Source organism: Pseudomonas sp. Sample_14, from assembly GCF_004307515.1.
GTDB classification, from domain to species: domain Bacteria; phylum Pseudomonadota; class Gammaproteobacteria; order Pseudomonadales; family Pseudomonadaceae; genus Aquipseudomonas; species Aquipseudomonas atacamensis.
Genome location: NZ_RCOC01000067.1, coordinates 124,754 through 145,300, shown reverse-complemented (window position 1 = coordinate 145,300; position 20,547 = coordinate 124,754). Strand labels below are relative to the sequence as shown.

The 20,547-nt window shown below is 63.0% G+C and carries 13 protein-coding genes; 5 read left to right on the top strand and 8 right to left on the bottom strand.

Going from position 1 to position 20,547, the window contains the following annotated elements; genetic code table 11:
* Nucleotides 1–226 precede the first annotated feature (226 nt).
* On the top strand, nt 227–5,476 hold the full coding sequence (locus D8U61_RS16200) for an AAA family ATPase (protein WP_241663629.1): 5,250 nt from the start codon (nt 227–229) through the stop codon (nt 5,474–5,476).
* Nucleotides 5,477–5,828: 352 nt separating this feature from the next.
* On the opposite strand, the gene D8U61_RS16195 is transcribed toward D8U61_RS16200, so the two are convergent.
* The 5 genes from D8U61_RS16195 to D8U61_RS16175 all read right to left on the bottom strand — a co-directional run bounded on the left by D8U61_RS16195 (nt 5,829) and on the right by D8U61_RS16175 (nt 11,659).
* Nucleotides 5,829–6,305, bottom strand: a complete 477-nt coding sequence (locus D8U61_RS16195; RefSeq protein WP_073476234.1) for an AraC family transcriptional regulator — start codon at nt 6,303–6,305, stop codon at nt 5,829–5,831.
* Nucleotides 6,306–6,393: 88 nt separating this feature from the next.
* On the bottom strand, nt 6,394–7,506 hold the full coding sequence (locus tag D8U61_RS16190; protein ID WP_130927286.1) for an alkene reductase: 1,113 nt from the start codon (nt 7,504–7,506) through the stop codon (nt 6,394–6,396).
* 171 nt (nt 7,507–7,677) lie between these two features.
* On the bottom strand, nt 7,678–9,912 hold the full coding sequence (locus D8U61_RS16185; RefSeq protein ID WP_130927285.1) for a molybdopterin cofactor-binding domain-containing protein: 2,235 nt from the start codon (nt 9,910–9,912) through the stop codon (nt 7,678–7,680).
* Nucleotides 9,909–10,382: a (2Fe-2S)-binding protein gene (locus D8U61_RS16180; protein ID WP_130902671.1), complete on the bottom strand. Its 474-nt coding sequence runs from the start codon at nt 10,380–10,382 to the stop codon at nt 9,909–9,911. The genes D8U61_RS16185 and D8U61_RS16180 overlap by 4 nt, the downstream gene beginning before the upstream one ends.
* Entirely contained in the window at nt 10,379–11,659 is a 1,281-nt protein-coding gene (locus tag D8U61_RS16175; RefSeq protein ID WP_130927298.1) for a c-type cytochrome, read from the bottom strand. Before D8U61_RS16175 ends, D8U61_RS16180 begins: the two co-directional genes overlap by 4 nt.
* A 285-nt stretch (nt 11,660–11,944) precedes the next feature.
* On the opposite strand from D8U61_RS16175, the gene D8U61_RS16170 reads away from it, so the two are divergent.
* The 3 genes from D8U61_RS16170 to D8U61_RS16160 all read left to right on the top strand — a co-directional run bounded on the left by D8U61_RS16170 (nt 11,945) and on the right by D8U61_RS16160 (nt 15,777).
* Nucleotides 11,945–13,144: an MFS transporter gene (locus D8U61_RS16170; protein WP_122505585.1), complete on the top strand. Its 1,200-nt coding sequence runs from the start codon at nt 11,945–11,947 to the stop codon at nt 13,142–13,144.
* Between the two features lie 94 nt (nt 13,145–13,238).
* Nucleotides 13,239–14,144 carry a LysR family transcriptional regulator gene (locus tag D8U61_RS16165; protein WP_130910788.1) on the top strand — a complete coding sequence of 302 codons (906 nt, stop codon included), beginning with the start codon at nt 13,239–13,241 and terminating at the stop codon, nt 14,142–14,144.
* A 130-nt stretch (nt 14,145–14,274) separates the two neighbouring features.
* A complete protein-coding gene (locus D8U61_RS16160; RefSeq protein ID WP_130927284.1) occupies nt 14,275–15,777 on the top strand; it encodes a sensor domain-containing diguanylate cyclase in 1,503 nt (500 codons plus the stop codon).
* Between the two features lie 6 nt (nt 15,778–15,783).
* Here the strand turns inward: D8U61_RS16160 and D8U61_RS16155 are convergent, their stop codons facing one another.
* From D8U61_RS16155 to D8U61_RS16145, 3 genes are all read right to left on the bottom strand, one after another.
* Complete coding sequence (locus D8U61_RS16155; RefSeq protein ID WP_125927084.1) at nt 15,784–17,322, bottom strand: cryptochrome/photolyase family protein; 1,539 nt, start codon at nt 17,320–17,322, stop codon at nt 15,784–15,786.
* Nucleotides 17,323–17,517: 195 nt separating this feature from the next.
* A complete protein-coding gene (locus tag D8U61_RS16150) occupies nt 17,518–18,639 on the bottom strand; it encodes an alkene reductase (protein WP_125927083.1) in 1,122 nt (373 codons plus the stop codon).
* A gap of 102 nt (nt 18,640–18,741) precedes the next feature.
* A complete protein-coding gene (locus tag D8U61_RS16145) occupies nt 18,742–19,419 on the bottom strand; it encodes a type 1 glutamine amidotransferase domain-containing protein (RefSeq protein ID WP_073476243.1) in 678 nt (225 codons plus the stop codon).
* Nucleotides 19,420–19,631: 212 nt separating this feature from the next.
* Here D8U61_RS16145 and D8U61_RS16140 point away from each other — a divergent pair, with 212 nt between their 5' ends.
* Nucleotides 19,632–20,216, top strand: coding sequence for a TetR/AcrR family transcriptional regulator (locus tag D8U61_RS16140; protein ID WP_130927283.1), 585 nt, complete (start codon nt 19,632–19,634; stop codon nt 20,214–20,216).
* Nucleotides 20,217–20,547: the final 331 nt, after the last annotated feature.

The window sequence follows — 20,547 nt, the reverse complement described above, 5'->3', positions numbered from 1 at the left end:
GGGCGCCGGGTTATCAGGTTCGTACGCTAGGGGACGGCCTGGCATAAAGCAATTATCCCGAGGGATAAGACGTGCGCTTGTATAGCGCAAGAAACAGCCGCGCAAGGCTCTGGACGGCCATCTTGAGGCTGCGGACGGACATCAGCACAGCGGCTGGCCCTCTGGCAAAAAAACGCTGGGTATACTTCGCCACCAGCCTGAATCCCATTTCCAGCGGTGAATGCGTATGCCCGGCCAGCCTTCTTCATCTGCAATTTCCCGCGCGGCCGATGCGCCGATGCTCGATGAAGCATGGCTGGAGAACTGTCGGTTCAGTCTGCTGCGCCGTGACCATGAACTGACCTGGTTCAGCCTTCAAGACGGCCGTTCGGGCCAGAACTGGTTCGCCGTGCGTGCGCCGATCCAGCGTCCGGCGCTGTGCCAGCGGCTGGAGCGCGATTTCCATTTGCAGTTGCCTTCGCAGTGGGCGCTCAACCCGCTCGCGCTGATTCGCTCGGCGGACGGGCCGGTGTTGGTCTACCCGCAATGGGGCGCGCCGCTGGCTGGACTGATCGACGCCGCCGGCTTACCACTCGGACGGGTGCTGAATATCGCCGTCGCCGCCGCGAATGCGCTGGTCCACTCTCGCCATCCGGAATCACCGCAAAACCCTGTGGGAGCGAGCCTCCTCGCGAAAGCGTCATTCCAGCCGACATCACCCCTGACTGACCCACCGCTTTCGCGAGCAGGCTCGCTCCCACAGTGTTGTTTATTGCCTTGGCATCTGCTGGTCGATGCTGACGACAGCGTCAGGCTGATGGGCTTTCACACCCACGCGCAGGAAACGCCGGCGACTGAACTGCCGAGCCTGGAACACTGGCCTTATCTGGCGCCGGAACAGCTGCAGCGCGACGGCGTCGATTCCGATGAGCGCAGCGACGTCTATGCGCTGTCGGCAATCATCTACGAGGCGTTGACCGGGCGCCCGCCGCTGATCGCTCGCGACGCCTCGCAATGGCTGCATGTGCACGCCGCCGTCCAGCCTGTGTCGCCAGCGCAATACCAACCCGACCTGCCGCAAGGCATTTGTCATGTGCTGCTCAAGGGCCTGGCCAAGGAGCCGGACGCGCGCTATCAAAGCATCGAATCGCTGGCCGCCGATCTGACCTGGTGCCTGCGCCAATGGCAAAAAAAAGGCCAGATCGAAGCGTTCCGCCTCGGTGCTTTCGATGCTCGCGCAACGGCCACGCGCGGCGATGTGCTGTTTGGTCGTGAAGACGAACGTCAGCAACTGCTTGAACAGATCCGGCGCGTGCGCAGCGACGGCATCGCTCGGGTGCTGCTGGTTGCCGGCGCACCGGGAGCGGGGAAGTCGACGCTGATCCAGCAACTCCTGCGTAGCCAGGCACTCGGTTATTGGGCCAGCGGCAAGATCGAACTGCTGAACAATGACCGGCCTTTCGCGCCGCTGGCGCAGATTTTTCAGTCTCTGATCAGCCAAGTGTTGACCAAGCCCACGCTGGCCTTGCAGGCCTTGGCCGAGCAACTGCGCGAAACCCTCAAGGGCCGTGGCCGCTTGCTGCTGGACCTGGCGCCGGAAGCCGAACTGCTGATTGGCGCCACCGCCGAACTGCCGAACATGCCGGCGCGCCACGCCCTCGACCGGGTCAATCGGGCGCTGCTCGATGTGCTCGAAGTCTTCGCGCAACCGGGGCATCCGCTGCTGCTGTTTATCGACGACTTGCAGTGGGCTGACGACTCGACGCAGGCGTTTCTCAAAGCCTTTATCGCCCGACCGACGCGGCATCTGCTGCTGGTTCTGGCGTATCGCGAGGGCGAGTTGACGGAGCATCCGGGCGGCTGGCTCGATGAGATGCGCAGAGCACCCGCGCTGCCAGTCAGTGACCTTCGACTAGGGCCGCTGTCGGTGCAGGCCGTTGCGCAGCTGATGGCGGTCGAACTCGATGCTGACGTCGACAACCTCGAGGCGCTGGCCCGCGTCGTGCATTTCAAAACAGCCGGCAATCCGTTGTTCGTCAGCCAGGTGGCGCGCGCGCTGGTGGACGAGCGTCTGCTGCGTTTCGACGCGACGACGCGGCGCTGGGTGTGGGATCAGGCCGAAGTGAACGGCTATCGCTACGCCGACAACGTGGCCGAATTGATGGTGCAACGCTTGCAGCGTCTGCCGGCCAGTGCCCGTGAAGTGTTGCGCACCGCGGGTTACGTCGGTGGCCGCTGTGACGAAACGCTGTTGGGCGATTTGCTGGGGGACGATCCGGCGCAATTGCTGCGTGACGTGGATTATCTGGTCAGCGCCGGATTTCTCCTGCGCGAGCCGGGCCAACTGGTGTTTCCCCACGATCGAGTGTTGGAAGCCGCCGCTGCGCTGACCGCACCGGCCGGGCGTTCGGCTGAGCATGCGCGCATCGCGGCCGCCATGCTCGATCAATGCGGCGAGCAGCGGCAGGCGCGGGTCTTCGACATCGCCAGTCAGATTCAGCGCAGCGCCGGCAATGCGCTGCAAGCGCCTCGACGCGCTGAGTTCATCCAGTTATTGCTCGGAGCTGCCGAGCGCGCCCGCGATAGCGCCGCTGTCGAGCAGGCCGTGGATTATTTGCGCAGCGCCGAGGTATTACTCGGCGACAACGGCTGGACGCAGCTCTACCCGCAAGCCTTCGCGGCGCGCTGGCTGGCAGCCGACTGCGCGATGTTGCTGGCGGATCTGCCCGGCGCGCAACAGCGTCTCGACGATTGCCTGGAACACGCTGCCACCGTGCTGGACCGTGCGAAAACCTACCGCCTGCGCGCCAGCCTGCGCACCTTGCATTCCGATTACCACGGCGCGATCCGCGAAGCGCTGGCCGGTCTCGCGTTGCTCGACATCGACCTGCAGCGACACCCCTCGAAGGCGCAACTGGGCGAAGCGTTCGAACGGGTTCGGCAATTGGTCGGTGCGCGACGGATCGCTGAGTTGACGGCGTTGCCCAAAGCCAACGAGCCGCGAATCGAAGTGGCGATGGAGCTGCTGAGCACGCTGATCGCCTCGTTCTTTGTGCATGACGACATTGCTTTTCTGCACTTGGCGAAGATGGTCGAACTGACTTTGCTCCATGGCACCACGCCGAGCAGCGGCTACGGTTTCGCCTGGTACGGCGTGATGATCGCCGACCGTTATGGCGAATATCTGGATGGTGTTGCTTTCGCCGAACTGGCGCTGGAACTGACTGATCTGCACGGCTATGAGGCGGGGCGCACCGGCACGCTGGTGGCGCTGGATCAGGTCAGCGCGTGGACCCGGCCGATGGCCTACGCGCGGCAGAAGGCTTTCGCCGCGTTTGAGTGCGGTCAGGCCGGCGGCGATCTGGGCATGTCGTGTTACGCCTGCAACCACATCGGATCCGATCTGCTGTTCATGGGCGAGCCGCTGCCAAACGTGTTGAACGAGCTGGACGTCGGCCTGAGTTGGGTGCGGCAGTTTCACTACATCGACATCGAGCGCATTCTGCTGGCGCAACAGGCGTTTGCCAGCGACTTGCGCAACGGGCCTGAGCCTCGTTCGATCGCAATGCTGGATGCTTTGGAACATGACCGTTTTGGCCCGCTGCATCGCGACCGTGTTTCACAGCCGACGCTGTTGTGGATGTGGTTGTATTCGGGCATGTCGGCGTTGCATTTCGGCGAAGTGCGTTACGCGTTGCGCCGTTTCGAAGACGCCGAGGCGTTGACCTGGTCGCTGCCGGCGCACATTGATCTGGCGCATTACTACCTGTTCTACAGCTTGGCACTGGCCAGTCCCGAGGCGCCGGGCTCTGTTGCCGAAAAACTGCAGAAACTGGAGCAGCAACGGCAGCGTTTTCTCCCATGGGTCGAGCTCAATCCTTCGACCTTCAGCAACAAACTGCTGCTGATCGAAGGCGCGATGGCCCGCGTGCGCGGCGAAGGGCTGGCCGCCATTCGCTGCTTCGACCAAGCGCAAATCGCGGCGGCCGCTGCCGGATTTATCCATGAGCAAGCACTGGCACATGAGCAACTGGCCGAGGTCTGCCTGACCAACGGCCTGGTCTCCGGCACGCATCATCACCTGCGTGTTGCGCGCGACTGCTATGTGCTGTGGGGCGCTGAAGCCAAGGCGCGCCAGCTCGAAGCGCAGTATCCGTTTCTCGCCCACGAGCATTCCCTGGAAGCGGGAACGCCGGTGACGCGGGTGCGCCTTGACCTGGAAGTCGGCATTGAAGCGGCACGCGCGGTCTCGCAAGAGGTGTTGCTCGATCGGCTGGTGGAGACCTTGATGAATCACTTGATGATTCAGGCCGGTGCCGATCGCGGCGCGCTGCTGTTGGTCGCCGAGGGTGAGTTGCAATTGGCCGCTGCCGCGCATGTCGAGGCGGGCAACGTGCGGGTCAGTCAGGACAACGATCGCTCGCTGGAGCAGATCGCGCCGGTTTCAGTACTCAATTCGACCATGCGCACGCGCACGCCGCTGGTGCTTGACGATGCCCGCGCCGACTGCCCGCAAGCCTACAGCGCTGATCTGCAGCAACGGCAGACGCGCTCGCTGATGTGCCTGCCGTTGCTCAAGCAGGGGGCGCTGATCGGTCTGGTGTATCTGGAAAACAGCCTGGTACCGAAGCTGTTCAGCGCCGAACGCCTGACCATGCTGGAAATCCTCGCCTCGCAGGCAGCGGTGTCGCTGCAGACCGCGCGGCTCTACGCGCAACTGGTCGAAGACAACCGCTTGCGCGCGCAGATGGAAGCCGACTTGCGCAGCTCGCGGGCGGAACTGGCGCGCAACTCGCACCTGAAAATGATGGGCGAACTATCGGCCTCGATCGCCCACGAAATCAGCCAGCCGCTGCTGGGCATTTCATCGAACGCCTCGGCCAGTCTGCGCTGGCTCAAGCGCGACACGCCTGATCTCGACGAGGCTATCCAGGGACTGGAAGACATCCGCTCCGACAGCGCCCGTGCCACCGAGATCGTCCAGGCCTTGCGCGCCCTGGCCAGGCAGGCGCCGTTGCAACGATTGCCGGTGTCGATTGACGCGTTGATCGGTGAGGTCGTGCAACTGACGGCGAGCGATTTGCACAATCGCGGGGTGAGCTTGCACACGCAACTCAACGCTGCTGACCCGGTGCTGGGGGATCGGGTGCAGATCCAGCAGGTGATCTACAACCTGATCGTCAACGCGCTGGAAGCGATGGCTGGGCAGGGCGTGACTGACGGGCGCCTGGTGATTGCGTCGACGCTGTCCGATGGGCAGGTCTGCGTGGCTTTTCAAGACAACGGGCCGGGGATCGCCGAGCATCAGCGTGAAGAAATTTTCGATGCGTTCTTCACCACCAAGGGCAGCGGCATGGGCATGGGCCTGGCGATTTGCCGAACGGTGATTGGCGCCCATGGCGGGACGTTGCGCGTGGAAGACAGCGAAGAGGGCGCGCGGATCTGCTTCAGACTGCCGCTGGCGCCGGACGCCAGGATCAAAAGCCCCTCACCCTAACCCTCTCCCGGAGGGAGAGGGGACTGACCGAGGTGTTTGGGGGAGATACGCCGACGTGCAATACCGAGTTGAATTCAGGTTTGGCAAAAACAAAAGCCCCTCACCCTAACCCTCTCCCGGAGGGAGAGGGGACTGACCGGGGTGTTTGGGGGAGATACGCCGACGTGAAAGTCCGAGTTGAACTCAGGATTGGAAAAGCACACAAATCGGCTCCCTCTCCTCGGGGAGAGGGCTGGGGTGAGGGGTGAATTCACCGCCACTCCAATGCCGAACGGCGGTGCGCCGTTCAAAAAAAAGCCGCGAAAAATCGCGGCCAAAAGGGAGGAGTGAACAAAACCCTTTGAAATCCGACTCAGGGCCGCAGTTCCGTCAAGCGCTGGCCCATCGTCGAATTCAGCAACCCATCGCTGAGCCGCCAGACATCCGCATCCACCAGCGCCACCCGCGCTCCGCACATCAGTTGGCGCCAGACCTTCGGCGGCATCCCCACCATGCGCCCGAACGTACGGGTGAAGTGCGAGTGATCGGAAAATCCGCATTCATAAACAATCTCGGTAATCGCCATCGAGGTCAGCAACAGCCCTTTGGCTTTGTCGATCTTCATCTTCAGCATCCATTCCTGAGGCGAGCAGCCGGTGACGATCTTGAACGCCCGGGAAAAGTGGCTGCGTGAAAGATTGCAATGTTCGGCAATCTCGCTGACGCGCAGGCTGCGGCTCAGATCGTGCAGCATGTAGGCCTTGGCGCGGCGTTCCTGCCAGCCGGACAGTGCGCCCAGTGGGCGAGCCGAGTGGCAGGAAGGGTCTGACTTCACCGATTGCGGGTTCATGGCGGCTCTCCTGATCGATGGGCAAAGTCTGGCCGCAGGCTTTATTTAAAGTCCTTAAACAAACCTTAAAAGTTATGAAGCCCAAGCCTCAGGCGTGAAACGGATAATCGACATAACCATGCTGATCGCCGCCGAAGAAACTGCTCGGATCAGGCGTGTTCAGCTCAAGGCCATCGTGCAGCCGACGCGGCAGATCCGGGTTGGCCAGGAATGGCCGGCCAAAGGCGATGATGTCGGCGCGATCGGCGTTGAGCGCCTGTTCAGCGGACTCGGCGTCGTAACCGCCCGCGAGGATCAGCACGCCGTTCCAGGTCTGGCGCAACTGGGCGATGATCGCGTCCCAGCGCGGGTCGAAGTTTTCGTCCTTGACCGTGCCAACCATGGCCGGCTCGACCAGGTGCAGGTAGGCCAGATTCCACTGGTTGAGCGCCTCGACCAGATAACCGAAGGTCGCTTCAGGCGTGTCATCGCCCATGCCCATGAAGCGGCCCATTGGCGTCAGACGCACGCCGACGCGCTCGGCGCCGACTTCATCAGCGACGGCGGCGACCACTTCGAGCAGAAACCGCGCACGGTTTTCCACACTGCCGCCATAGGCGTCATCACGCTGGTTGCTGTTGCTGTTGAGAAACTGGTCGAGCAGATAGCCGTTGCCAGCATGGATCTCCACGCCGTCCATGCCTGCGTTCAGCGCGTTGCGCGCAGCGCGGCGGTAGTCTTCGACGATGTCGGCGATTTCCGCTGTTTCGAGGGCGCGCGGCACCGGCACATCGCCCCACACGCCGTTGCCTTGTTCATCGACGATAAAAGTCTTGCCCGGCACAGGCAGGGCGCTCGGCGCCACCGGCAAACCGGCGTCCGGCTGGAAGCTGGGATGCGAGACCCGGCCGACGTGCCACAGCTGCATGAAGATCAGACCGTTGGCCGCGTGCACCGCCGTGCTGACTTCGCGCCAGGCCTGAACTTGCGCATCGGTGTAGATCCCCGGCGTCCACGCATAACCCTGGCCCTGTTGGGAAATCTGCGTGGCCTCGGTAATGATCAGCGCAGCACTGGCGCGTTGGCGGTAGTACTCGGCGTTCATTGCGGTCGGCACGTCGCCCGGCTGGCCAGCGCGCGAGCGGGTCAGGGGCGCCATCGCCACGCGATGGGCAAGGGTGTAAGGGCCGAGTACGATGGGTTGAAACAGGCGACGGGTCATGGGTAGCTCCGGATGTCGATGAGTAGGGTTCAAGTGCGGCAGCCAGGTGCCGCGCGCTGTGCAGGTAACTTAACCGGGGGTGGCGGGGCTGATAATCCGTGGCCGGCGCTACGCAGTTTTGCGCGCAACGCAACGGCACCCGCGCTCATCGCTGATGAACGCGGGCGTGGTTCAGGCGGGTTGGGTCGAGCGAGTCAGCGGCAGATTCAGCCAGCGCCGGCCGGTGGCATTGCTGACCGCGTTGCCGAGAGCCGCAGCCATTGGCCCTTGGACGATTTCGGCAGCACCGAGGAAGGGTTCGCCCGGTTGATCAAGCAAATGCACGTCGACTTTTTTTGGCAATTGCGTAAAGCGCAGAATCGGATAACCGCTCCAGTCGTAGCTGCGAATGCCGCCGGCGTCGTAGGCGACTTTTTCGTAGAGCGTCCAGCTGGCCGACTGGACGATGCCGCCCTCGACCTGATTGCGCAGGCCATCGGGGCTGACGATCTGGCCAACATCTACCGCTGTCACCACATGATCGACACGGATCTCGCCGGTCTGCGGATGCACCCGCAATTTCACCGCGAGGGCGCAGTAACCCATGATGTTCTTGTAGCGGGCGAAGGCAAAACCGATCCCCGCGCCGGGCTCGTTGCTCTTGTGGGGCCAGCCGATTTCGTCACGCACGCGCTCAATCACAGCCCGGGCACGTGGGTCGCGCAGATGCGCCAGGCGTAACGCCAGCGGATCGAGCCCGGCCTTGATCGCCAACTCATCAATACCTGCCTCGATGGCGAAGATGTTGATGTGCGCACCCAGCGAGCGCATGGCCGAAGTGCGGAGCGGCATGGTGGTGACGAAGTTCATGTTGATCCGCGTCGCGCCCAGCTCGTACAGCGGCACCGCGTTGCGATCGCCATCACCTTCGGGCTGGGCGATCGGCACCGAAGGCGCCGAAGCGAAGGGTTTCGCCAACAGGCGTGCCGGCAGCAGGCGACCAGCGTTGACGATGCGTTCGTTGTGCGGGGTGGTCCACAGCTCGTAGTTCCAGTCCTGCAAACGGCCCTGACTGAGGCCGGCATCGATTTCGGTGACCATCGCCGAACTGTACGGCTCCCAGAGATTTTCCTGCTCGCGCATCCATTGCACACGCACCGGCGTGCCCGGCAGGCGCATGGCGATCAGCGCGGCATCGGCGGCGGCATCATCGGCGCCGTTGTGGCCGTAGCAACCCGAGCCTTCGGTATGAATGCAGCGCACGCGGTCCGGCGGCAGACGCAGCATTTCGGCGATGCCTGCGCGCAGCGGATAGACGCCCTGAGTGTGGGTCCACACCGTGAGCACGCCGTCGTTGAACCAGGCCACCGCACAGGACGGGCCGATCGAACCGTGCATCAAGTACTGCTTGGTCACCCGCGCCTTGAAGCGCGTTTCGGTCGCGCCGCCGGGATTGCCGTTGTTGCTGATCGGATAGCGCTTGGAGGGCAGTTGCTTGAGCAAATCGTGAATCCCGGCGGCTTCGGGAATCGCCTCGCCGCCACTCCACTTGGCACTCTCCATGCCGGCGCGCATGGCCTTGATCGCTTGCCACTCATCACGGGCGACCACGGCCAGATAGTTGCCGTCGCGAATCACTTTGACCACGCCGTTCAACGCCTCGATGGACGCGGCATCGAACGCCTGAAGCGTGCAGCCGGGACGCGGCGGGCGGATGACACGCGCGTGCAGCATGCCCGGCAGGCGCATGTCCTGGACGAATGCCGCGCCGCCGCTGACCTTGGCCGGAATGTCCAGGCGCGGCAGGTTGTGGCCGATCAGTTTGAAATCGGCCGCCGCCATCGCCGGTGATTGCGCCTTTGCGTATTGGTGCACATCGACATGCCTGACCGCGTCGGCATATGCCATGCGCTGACCGGCTGGCCCTTCGATGATGCCGTCGCGAGTGCTCAGTTGTGCCGCATCGACTTGCCAACTGCGCGCGGCGGCGTCGACGAGCATTTCCCGCACTTGCGCGGCGGCGTTGTACAGCGCGGTGCCGCTGTCGAAAATGCTGTGGCTGCCGGCGGTGTAGCCTTCATTCGGCGTCAGCGCGGTGTCGGCGGTGAGCAAGTTGATTGCGCTGGCCGGCACCTGCAAACGCTCGGCGGCAATTTGCAGCAACGCGGTTTTCACCCCGGTGCCCAGTTCGACCTTGCCGGTGTACACGGTGATGCCGTCGGCGCCGATGCGAATCCACGCGTCGAGGTATGGGTTGGTGCGCAGGCTGCCGGGCAGATCGGGGGCCAGCACTACGGTGCCGAGGGTGTCGACTTCGGTGTCGGCCAAGACACGCCGCGCTACCGGCATCAGCGTAAAAGCCATGAGCAACGCGCCGCCACGCAGGAAGGCCCGGCGGCTGGGGTTCAAGCCGTTTGCTTCGCTCATGTCAGGCTCCCGTTGTGCCCAGCCACCTGTTTGATCGCCTCGATAATGCGCAAGTGCGTGCCGCAACGGCACAGATTGCCGGCCATGTGTTCGCGGATGGTTTGTTCGTCCGGGTGCGGATCGCGTTCGAGCAACGCCTGCGCGCGCATCAGCATGCCGGCGATGCAGTAACCGCATTGCGCGGCCTGCTTGTCGATGAATGCCGCTTGCAACGGGCCGGGTTTGTCTGCGCTGCCGAGGCTTTCCACGGTGCGGATTTTTTTCCCTTCAAGGCCTGCGCACGGCGTGAGGCAGGCGAACACCGGTTGGTCGTCGACGATCACCGTGCACGCGCCGCACTGGCCCAGGCCGCAGCCGTACTTGGCGCCGTTGAGGTTCAAGTGGTTGCGCAGCGCATACAGCAGCGGCATGTCCGGTTCCAGCTCCAGCGCTTGGGCGGCTCCATTGACGGTGAGAGTGATCTGGCTCATTTCGTCTCCTGACGTAACGCTTCAATAGTGGAAGAAAGGTCGGTCCATGGCTGCTCGGGTCTGGCTTGCTCGCGCAAATACGCCGCCAGTGCGCCGAGCTGGGCGTTATCGAGGCTGGCGGCGAACGGCGGCATCACCGGGCCGGGCGCGCCGGGAATGGCGGGCACGCCTTCAAGCACGGTCTTGAGAAAGTTGCGCGGGCTGGCCGCTTGTAGTGCCGAGGTGCTTTGCAGGCCTGGGCGGCCGTCGATTTCGCGCATCGGCGCGGCGGGTGCGTGACATCCGGCGCAGGCGCTGCTGAAGAGCAGGGCGCCGGTGCTGTGATCCGCTGGACTGCTCGGCTGCTTTTTCGCGGTGGTTTCGCTCACCGCGTGCGGGTTTTGCAGGCTCAGCAGGTAGTCGGCAATCGCCTCGGCTTCGCTGGCCGGCAAGCGCGCCAGACTCAGGCTGACCGGGCGCATCGGGCCGGCGGGTGTGCCGTGGCCATCGACGACATCGGCGCGCAGATAGCCGACCAATTGCTCGCGATTCCACGGATTGGCGCGCTGCCCGAGGCCGACCAGGGCCGGCGCTTCCCAGCCATCAACGCTGCCGCCCTGCAGATATTGCGAGGATTTCTCCGCGCCAATCAGGTTCAGCGGCGAATGGCAGCCGGCGCAGTGGCCCGGGCCGTCGACCAGATAGCGTCCGCGATTCCATGCCGCGCTGTGTTCGGCCAGCGGCGTGAGCGGCTCGCCATGCAGAAACAGCAGATTCCAGAACGACACCAGCGGGCGGATGTTCATCGGGAAGTTCATCTGGTTCTGCCGCGCAGGGGCGTGTACGGCGGGGCCGCTGATCAAGTAGGCATAGGCGTCGGCGATGTCTTCGGAGCTCATGCGCCGGTAGTGCACGTAGGGAAAGGCCGGGTAGAGAAAGTGGCCGTCGCGGGCAATGCCTTTACGCATCGCCCGCTCGAAGGCCGGCAGTGACCATTCGCCGATGCCGGTCTGCGCATCCGGGGTGATGTTGGTGCTGTACAGCGTGCCGAACGGCGTCACCAGCGGCAGCCCGCCGGCCAGGTATTCGCCGCCGGGGCGGGTATGGCACACCGCGCAGTCGCCGGCCTCGACCACCCGTGCGCCGCGTTGCAACTGCGCAGTATCGAATGACGTCGGCCGTTTGATTGGTGCGATCGCCGGGCGCCACATCAGCGCGACGGCGACGATCAGGCCGATCACCGCGAGCACGGCGACGCTGATCCACAGGGTTCTGGATTTGAGCAAATGGCTGTTCATGGTCGGCAGAAAAACGCGGCGGACAGTGGCAGGACGAGTGCAGTGCGGGTCATGGAAACGCTCCTTGTAGCAGCCGGGGAAGGGCGCCGATGCGGACGTCAGCGCCAGGGCCAAAGCGTAGAGAAGACCCTTGCAGCGGAGAATCACCGGCCCGCGCAACAGCGCGTTGCGCCACAAGCAACGTTGCGCGCCACGCATCAGTGCGTTGCCAGTGGCACGGATTCTCGCCCCCGCCGGCTGACCGTAGCCTTGGCACAACTTTCCCGAACTCAACGAGGTGTCACCATGCTTACGGGCAACCCTGCCGTTGCGGCCCCGGCCGAACAGCCTGCTTCACTCTCCGGCCTGATGGTCGCGTTTCTGGCCTTCTGCTGCGGCGCGGTCGTCGCCAACCTGTATTACGCGCAGCCCATCGTCGAACTGATCGCGCCGCAGATCGGCCTGTCCAGCGCCAATGCCAGCCTGATCGTGTCGCTGACGCAGTTCGGTTACGCGCTGGGCTTGTTGCTGCTGGTGCCGCTGGCCGACCTGATGGAGAACCGTCGTCTGGTGGTGGGCTTCACCCTCGCTGCCAGTGTCACGCTGCTGTGTGCTGGCCTGACTCATTCGCCGTCGCTGTTTCTGCTGCTCTCTTTGCTGATCGGCCTGACCTCGGTGGCGGTGCAGATTCTCGTGCCGTTGGCCGCGCATTTGGCGCCGGAAGCCAGCCGGGGACGCGTGGTCGGCAATATCATGAGCGGCCTGCTCCTGGGGATTCTGCTGTCGCGGCCGCTGTCGAGTCTGTTGGTTGAAGTGTTCGGATGGCGCGGGGTGTTTTACAGCGCGGCGGCACTGATGGCGGTGATCGCGTTGATCACCGCTGTGGCATTGCCGCGCCGGGTGCCGACGCACAAAGCCACCTATGTCGCGTTGATCGGTTCGGTGTTTGCCTTGGCCCGACGCTTTCCTGTGTTGCGCCAGCGTTCGCTGTATCAGGGTTTGCTGTTCGCCAGTTTCAGCCTGTTCTGGACTCTCGCGCCAATTGAGCTGATGCGTCACCACGGTTTCAGCCAGGCGCAGGTGGCGATCTTTGCTCTGGTCGGCGCGGTGGGTGCGATTGCCGCGCCGATTGCCGGGCGTCTGGCCGATGCCGGGCACGGTCGTCGCGGTACCTTGGTGGCGTTGCTGCTGGCGCCGCTGTCACTGTTGATCGCCGCGCTGCCGGGCAGTGGTTACGTGTGGCTGGTGGTCTGTGCGGTGCTGCTGGATTTTGCCGTGCAGCTGAACATGGTCCTCGGCCAGCGCGAGGTCTACGCCCTCGACCCGCACAGCCGCGCACGCCTGAATGCGGTGTACATGACCAGCATTTTTGTTGGCGGCGCCCTCGGCTCACTGGTCGCCAGCCCGCTGTACGAACACTTCGGCTGGAACCTCTCGGCCGTCGCCGTGGCGGTGTTGCCGGCGTTGGCGCTGGCGTTGTTCCTGAGTCGCAAGGCTGATGTCTGAGGTCGCGATGAGGTCCGGCAAGCACGACGATACAAGACGTGTGGCGGGCGCTGATGCACAATCAGCGGCGTTCCCTCACCACCGGATCCCGCTTATGGACAAGTTGCTGGCCTTGAAGATGTTTGTTGAAACCGTGCGCTGCGGGGGCTATTCCTCGGCGGCGCGCAAGCTTGGGATTTCGACGTCTTCGGTGACACGGCAAGTGGCGGGGCTGGAAAACGAGTTGGGCGCCAGCCTGCTCAATCGCACCACGCGCAATACCAGCGTGACCGTCGCCGGCCAGACCTATTTCGAGAAGGCCGTGGCCATTCTCGATGCCATCGACGAAGCCGATGCGGTGGTCGCCGATCGTGGCAGTGATGCCCAGGGCCGCTTGCGCATCAGCGTGCCGGTGGAGTTTGGCCGGCGACTGATTGCGCCGCACCTGAGCCGCTTGCTTGAACGCCATCCCGGGCTGGAGATCAGTCTGTCGCTGAGCGATCAGGTCAGCGATTTGCTCAGCGAGCAGATCGACGTTTCAGTGCGGCTCGGCTCGACGGTGGTCAGCGAGGACATCGTCAGCAAACGCGTCGGCCACTTTCAGCGTTGGATTGTCGCCAGCCCGGATTATCTGGCGCGCAGCGCAGTGCTCGAACATCCGCGGGATCTGCTTGAGCATCAATGCCTGCGCTTCGACTACGGCGGCAGCCATCATCACTGGACCTTTCAGGGCGACGAAGAGCCGATTCAGCTCAACGTCCAGGGCCGCCTGCAAAGCAACAACGCCGACATTCTTCGCGAAGCGGCGATTGGCGGTGGCGGTGTGGCGCTGCTGGCCGACTGGCTGGTGCGCGACGACGTCACCGCCGGGCGCCTGACGCGCTTGCTTGAGCACTATGAAGTCAACCCCGGCAGCGCCAGCAGTTGCATCAACGCGCTGTACCTGCCCAACCACCGTGGATCGAGCCGGATCAACGTGTTCATCGATTTTCTCGTGGAAATCCTCAAACCCGCCGCATAGCGCTGCACACTCTGTTGCTGCAGCCGCTGCACACTGCTTGTATGCTTGCGCCCAGGAACACGTGGCCGCCGTGAGTGCCGACGTTCGAATGATGGCTGGAATGGATACCGGACTTCCTTAAGGTACTGACGTGAAGCGTGATACTCGCCTTGTAATGCTCCTGCTGCTGGTGATCGGCTGTTCCCTGACTTCGCTGACGATCTGGAAAGTCTGGTCTTCCCGCGAGCGTGCGCTGGCCGAGGTGGATGTGCATGGCCTGAACCTGACCCAGGCGCTCAACACCTACACCGAAGGCATCGTCCGGCAAAGCTCGCTGCTCTTGCTCGGGCTGGTGGAACGTCTGGAAACCGAGGGCAACGGCCCGGCGCAGATTCAGCGCATCCAGAGCCTGATCGACCGCCAGCAGCCGCTGATGCCCCAGCTCAGCGGCATCATCATCTATGACCGGAACGGGCATTGGCTGATGTCCTCCAACCGGCCGATTCCGGAGGGCGCCAACAGCAGCGACCGCGCCTATTTCATTCACCACCGTGACAGCCCGAGCCGCGAGCCCCTCATTGGCCCGCCGATCCAGAGCCGTGCCAATCACGAATGGGTGGTGACCATCAGTCGGCGCTTCAACGACGATGGCGGGCAGTTCGCTGGCGTGGTAGCGGTGACGCTGGGGGTGGAGAACTTCCTGCGCGTGTTCGGCAAACTCGACGTTGGCCAGGATGGCGCGATCGGTCTGTCTTACACCGATGGCACGCTGCTGGTGCGCTACCCGTTCCGCGAGCAGGACATGGGCCGCAACTTCTCCAAATCGCCGATCTACGCCAAATACCTCGTCGACCGTTCTGTCGGCACTGCCTCCTACACCTCCAGCCTCGACGGCGTCGAGCGGCTGTACGCGTTCCGCAAAAGCGAAACGCTGCCGCTGATCACCACCGTGGCCCTGGGCAAGGATGAAGCGCTGGCGGCGTGGCGCATCGAAGCGGCGCTGTCGGCGGTGGTAGTGATCGGGCTGCTGGGGCTGACCGGATTGATCGGCTGGTTCCTGATTCTCGATATCCGCCGCCGCACCGAGGCTGAAGAGGCGTTGCGCGATGCCCAACAGCAGTTGCTTGCGTCCAATCGGCAGCTGGAATTACTGGCGCTGAAGGATGCTCTGACCGGCCTGGCCAACCGCCGCTGTTTCGATGAAACGCTGACGGTGGAAGCGCGGCGCGCGCAGCGTGACGGGACCTCGCTGGCCTTGCTGATGATCGATATCGACCACTTCAAATTGTTCAACGATGCCTTGGGCCACGTCGCTGGCGATGCCTGCCTGCAAGCGGTCAGCAAGATTCTTGAAGGCTGCGTGCGACGCCCCTCGGATCTGGTCGCGCGCTACGGTGGCGAGGAAATGGCGGTGATCATGCCGGCCACCGACAGCGCCGGGGCGACGGTGGTGGCGCAACTGATGCTCGAGCGTTTGCAGCAAGCGAACATCGCCCACCCGGGCAGTCCGTTTGCTCGGATTACGGTGAGTATCGGCATGGCGGTGGGGACGGGCGCGCAGCTGGATTCGCTGCCGGCGTTGATCCAGACCGCCGATCAGGCGCTGTACCGCGCGAAAGCGGCGGGGCGCAACGGGATGGCCGGGCAGGCCTGAGGCGCACTAGAAAGCCTCGCCGTTATCCAGTTTCGCCAACAGCATTTGTCCGCGTTGCCACAGTTCATCCTGCTTGGCCAGCGGCATGCGGTCGAGGTTCTTGTACATCATGCCCATGCGCTGATTGCCGCGCAGGATATCGCCGTGGCGCATGAGGAAGTGCCAGTACAGCGCGTTGAACGGGCAGGCATCGTCCGCGCTGCTTTCCTTGACCTTGTAGGCGCAGTCGCCGCAGTAATCCGACATTCGATTGATGTACTGGCCGCTGGCGCAGTAAGGCTTGGAGCCGAGGTAACCGCCGTCGGCGTGCATGACCATGCCAAGGGTGTTGGGCAGTTCGACCCAGTCGAAGGCGTCCATGTAGATCGCCAGATACCACTCACAGATTTCCTTCGGCGCAATCCCGGCGAGCAAGGCAAAGTTGCCGGTGACCATCAGCCGCTGGATGTGGTGCGCGTAGGCATGTTGCAGGCTTTGGCCGATGGTCTGGCGCATGCAGTTCATCTGCGTTTCACCCGTCCAGTAGAACTCCGGCAGCGGGCGCGTGTTGCCAAACACATTGCCCTCGGCGTAATCCGGCATCTTCAGCCAGTACACACCGCGCACGTATTCACGCCAGCCGATCAACTGTCGAATGAAGCCTTCGGCCGCGTTGAGGCCGATGCTCCCCGACCAGTAAGCCGCCTCGACATCGCTGCACAGCTGGCGCAAATCGAGCAGGCCGATGTTCAGCGCGGCACTGATCCGCGCGTGAAACAGAAACGGCTCATCACTGGCCATGGCGTCCTGGTAATCACCGAAACCGGCCAGCGCATAGTCGAGAAAGTATTGCCACAGGGCTTGGGCGTCGGCGTGGGTCACCGGGTAATTGAAGTCGTCCAGCGTGCCGTAATGGCTGGCGAAGCGCTCGCCGACCAATACCAGCACCTCTTGGGTGATTGCATCATTGGCGAAACGTGCCGGGTAGGGCGGTTTGGCGTGTTTAGGCAGCGCCTTGCGATTCTCCGCATCGAAATTCCACGCACCGCCGACCGGCGTGCCGTCGCCATTGAGTAGCAGCCGACTCTTGCGCCGCATCTCGCGGTAGAAAAACTCCATGCGCAGCTGCTTCTTGCCGCTGGCCCAATTGGAGAACTCTTCGCGGGAGCAGAGGAAACGGCGGTCTGAATGCCAATGCACGGGCAAGCCCGAATCTTTGATTGACTGCTCAAGGCGCCAGTCGCCGCATTCGGTGATATGAATCTGTTCGGCGCCGGTGAGGGTTTGCAAGCGCTGTAGTTCGCCGAGAATTGAGCCGCTGTTGTCCGGGGCGTCGAGGCGGACGTATTGGACACGGTAGCCTTTATCGCGCAACGCCTCGGCAAAGTGGCGCATGGCGCTGAAGATCAGGGCGATTTTTTGCGGATGATGAGCGACGTGGGTCGCTTCCTCCATGACCTCGACCATCAGCAGCAGGTCGTGCTGGGGGTCGAGTGGCTGCAGGGAGGCCAGGTCGAAAGACAGCTGGTCGCCGAGGATCAGGAGCAAGCGGTGGGCAGGGGGCATGGAGCGAAGTCCGGTGAGCGATTCGAACTCCAATAGTTATACAGATTGTTTGCTATGTATAGGTTTTAGCGGCCACTGACATCCTGTAGTGGGCGCGAGCCTGCTCGCGAAAGCGTCCTGTCAGTCAATACAAATGCTGACTGACCCACCGCCTTCGCGAGCAGGCTCGCTCCCACAGGGATTTGTGTGGGGTTCTTAAGCGGGGTAGGTCGGATAATCGATATAACCCTCGGCACCGCCGCCATACACCGTCGCCGGATTCAACTGATTCAACGGCCAGTCATTGGCAATCCGCGCCGGCAGGTCCGGGTTGGCCATGAATGGTCGGCCAAACGCGACGAGATCGGCCAGCCCCGACTCAAGCAATTGCGCCCCGGTTTTGGCGGTGTAGCGGCCGGCATAAATGATCGCGCCGCTGAACGTGTCGCGCACGGCCTGGCGAAAGGTCTGCGGCATCGCTGGCGCGTTGTCCCAGTCGGCTTCGGCGATCGACAGGTAGGCGATGCCGACGTCTTCAAGAATCTTGATCGCCGCAATGTAAGTTGTGTGCGGATCTTCCTCGACCAGGCCCAGATACGTCCGCGCTTCATCGGTGGTAGTAAACAACGGCGCGAAACGCACACCGACCTTGTCCTTGCCAATGCATTCGGCGACGCCGGCCACCACTTCGCGCAAGAAGCGCAAGCGATTGTCCAGTGAGCCGCCGTACTGGTCGGTGCGCAGGTTGCTGTGGGCGGAGATGAATTGGTTGACCAGATAACCGTTGGCGCAATGCAGTTCGATGCCGTCGAAACCCGCATCCATCGCGTTGCGCGCGGCCTGGATGTACAGCTGAATCAGTTCCTGCACTTCATCGGTGCTCAACGCGCGCGGCGCGGACGGCGGCACCAGTTCACCGACACCGGGCGCGGTTTCGATGAACACGCTGACGCGGTCCGTCGCCACCGCAGAGGCCGACACCGGCGCGTCTCCGTTGGGCTGCAACGCCGTGTGCGAGACCCGACCGACATGCCAGAGCTGGGCGAAGATCACGCCATCCACGGCGTGCACCGCCTCGGTGACTTTGCGCCAACCGGCGATCTGCTCCGGCGTATGAATGCCCGGCGTCCACGCATAACCCTGGCCGCGCGGTTCGATCTGCGTGCCTTCGGTGACCAGCAAACCGGCACCGGCGCGCTGCTGGTAATACTCGGCCATCAACTCGTTGGCGACATTGCCCGGTTGCGTGCTGCGCTGGCGGGTGAGGGGCGGCAGAACGATGCGGTTTTTCAGGGTGTGTGCGCCCAATTTGGCAGGCGTGAAGAAAGCGTTATTCATGGAGTAAGCCTTGAATCTGATTAGACCAGTCGACTAGTGACTGGGCAAAAAAACAACGCCGGGCGGTACGCACGCGGCGTTGATCGGGTTGGAGCGAGGGATTCAGCCGAGCATCTTCAACAGCTTTTCGGCAACGGCGGCAGAGCTGGCCGGGTTCTGGCCGGTGACCAGTTGACCGTCAGCCACCACATGCACCTGCCAGTCGGCAACTTTCGAATAGCGCCCGCCAAGACGCTGGAACTCGTCTTCGATGAGGAACGGCACCACGTCAGTCAGGCCGACCGCCGCTTCTTCGGCATTGGTGAAGCCGGTGACATCACGGCCCTTGACGATTGGCTGGCCGTCAGCGCGGACCACATGACGCAACACACCCGGTGCGTGGCAGACAAAACCGTGAGGTTTGTTGGCGCGGTCGAAGGCTTCGATCAGTGCAATAGAGGCTTTGTCTTCGGCCAGATCCCACAACGGGCCGTGGCCACCTGGGTAGAACACTGCGTCGAAATCCTCAGCCTTCACGTCAGCCAAACGGCCAGTGGTGGCGAGTGCCTGTTGTGCGGCCGGATCGGCGCGGAAGCGATCGGTCTCGGCAGTCTGCGCGCTTGGCTCATCGCTTTTCGGATCGAGTGGCGGCTGGCCGCCGGCAGGCGATACCAGGGTGACGTCGGCGCCGGCGTCCTTGAAGGCAAAGTAGGGCGCGGCAAACTCTTCCAGCCAGAAACCGGTTTTCTTGCCAGTGTTGCCGAGTTGATCGTGGGAAGTCAGAACCATCAAGATTTTCATAGAGCACCCTTGGGTTGGTCTGGCATCGGCAGAAGGCGAGGGATTCGCTTGTTGTCGGTGCCGCATGAATTTGTGTGTCGGGGCGCAGCATAGTTTCCAATTAGACCAGTCGTCTAGTAATTTTTTCAGAAAATGTTTTTGCCCGTCGGTTATGGCAAACTCCCGGTCCTGAAAACTATACGACTGGTCTATTGTCTGGAATTTTGCGCACCATGAAGCCGACCTTTGACGACACCCGCCAACACTTGCTCGACACCGGCCACCGGATGATGGCCGAGAAGGGCTTCACCAGCGTCGGCCTCAACGAGATCCTGCAGACCGCCGGCGTGCCCAAGGGCTCGTTTTATCACTACTTCAAATCCAAGGAGTTGTACGGCCAGGCGCTGCTCGAGGATTACTTCGTCGACTACCTCGCCGACATGGAGCGCCGCCTGACATTGCCTGGGCTGACTGCCTTCGAGCGTTTGATGGATTACTGGCAGGGCTGGCGGAACCGCTGCACCCTCGAAGGCCACGGCGATGAATGCCTGGTGGTGAAACTCAGCGCCGAAGTCGCCGACCTCTCCGAATCAATGCGCCTGACCCTGCGCGACGGCGCCGAACGCATCGTCGCGCGCATCACCGAATGCATCGAACAAGGCCAGACCGACAAAAGCCTGCCGGAGGGAGATGCGCGGAAGTTGGCGGAGACGCTGTATCAGCTCTGGCTCGGCGCCAGTTTGCTGAACAAATTGCAGCGCACCGGACAGTCGCTGGAAACCTCGATGGCGATGACCCGGCAGTTGTTGCAAGTCTGAGCCTCGCTGCAGGCTCACTCCTACACTGTTTTGTGCTGAACCATCGGTCTTCATTCAATCCCCAATCCCTGTGGGAGCGGCATGTGCCAAATACCGGCAACACGCAAAATCCAGTGTGGGAGCGAGCCTGCTCGCGAAGACGGCGGCACATCCAACATCGTCATAGCTGACCGAATGCATTCGCGAGCAAGCTCGCTCCCACAGGTTTTCGCGGCGTGTGCCAATCCCGGCGACACGCAAAATCCAGTGTAGGAGCGAGCCTGCTCGCGAAGACGTCGGCACATTCAACATCTTCATTGCCTGACCCAATGCATTCGCGAGCAAGCTCGCT

Bases quoted from the DNA above. Each gene is read 5' to 3' on its own strand.
- D8U61_RS16185 (WP_130927285.1), bottom strand. From the start codon at position 9,912: ATGAGCGAAGCAAACGGCTTGAACCCCAGCCGCCGGGCCTTCCTGCGT.
- D8U61_RS16165 (WP_130910788.1), top strand. From the start codon at position 13,239: ATGGACAAGTTGCTGGCCTTGAAGATGTTTGTTGAAACCGTGCGCTGC.
- D8U61_RS16180 (WP_130902671.1), bottom strand. From the start codon at position 10,382: ATGAGCCAGATCACTCTCACCGTCAATGGAGCCGCCCAAGCGCTGGAG.
- D8U61_RS16195 (WP_073476234.1), bottom strand. From the start codon at position 6,305: ATGAACCCGCAATCGGTGAAGTCAGACCCTTCCTGCCACTCGGCTCGC.
- D8U61_RS16140 (WP_130927283.1), top strand. From the start codon at position 19,632: ATGAAGCCGACCTTTGACGACACCCGCCAACACTTGCTCGACACCGGC.
- D8U61_RS16200 (WP_241663629.1), top strand. From the start codon at position 227: ATGCCCGGCCAGCCTTCTTCATCTGCAATTTCCCGCGCGGCCGATGCG.
- D8U61_RS16155 (WP_125927084.1), bottom strand. From the start codon at position 17,322: ATGCCCCCTGCCCACCGCTTGCTCCTGATCCTCGGCGACCAGCTGTCT.
- D8U61_RS16150 (WP_125927083.1), bottom strand. From the start codon at position 18,639: ATGAATAACGCTTTCTTCACGCCTGCCAAATTGGGCGCACACACCCTG.
- D8U61_RS16145 (WP_073476243.1), bottom strand. From the start codon at position 19,419: ATGAAAATCTTGATGGTTCTGACTTCCCACGATCAACTCGGCAACACT.
- D8U61_RS16175 (WP_130927298.1), bottom strand. From the start codon at position 11,659: ATGAACAGCCATTTGCTCAAATCCAGAACCCTGTGGATCAGCGTCGCC.
- D8U61_RS16170 (WP_122505585.1), top strand. From the start codon at position 11,945: ATGCTTACGGGCAACCCTGCCGTTGCGGCCCCGGCCGAACAGCCTGCT.
- D8U61_RS16190 (WP_130927286.1), bottom strand. From the start codon at position 7,506: ATGACCCGTCGCCTGTTTCAACCCATCGTACTCGGCCCTTACACCCTT.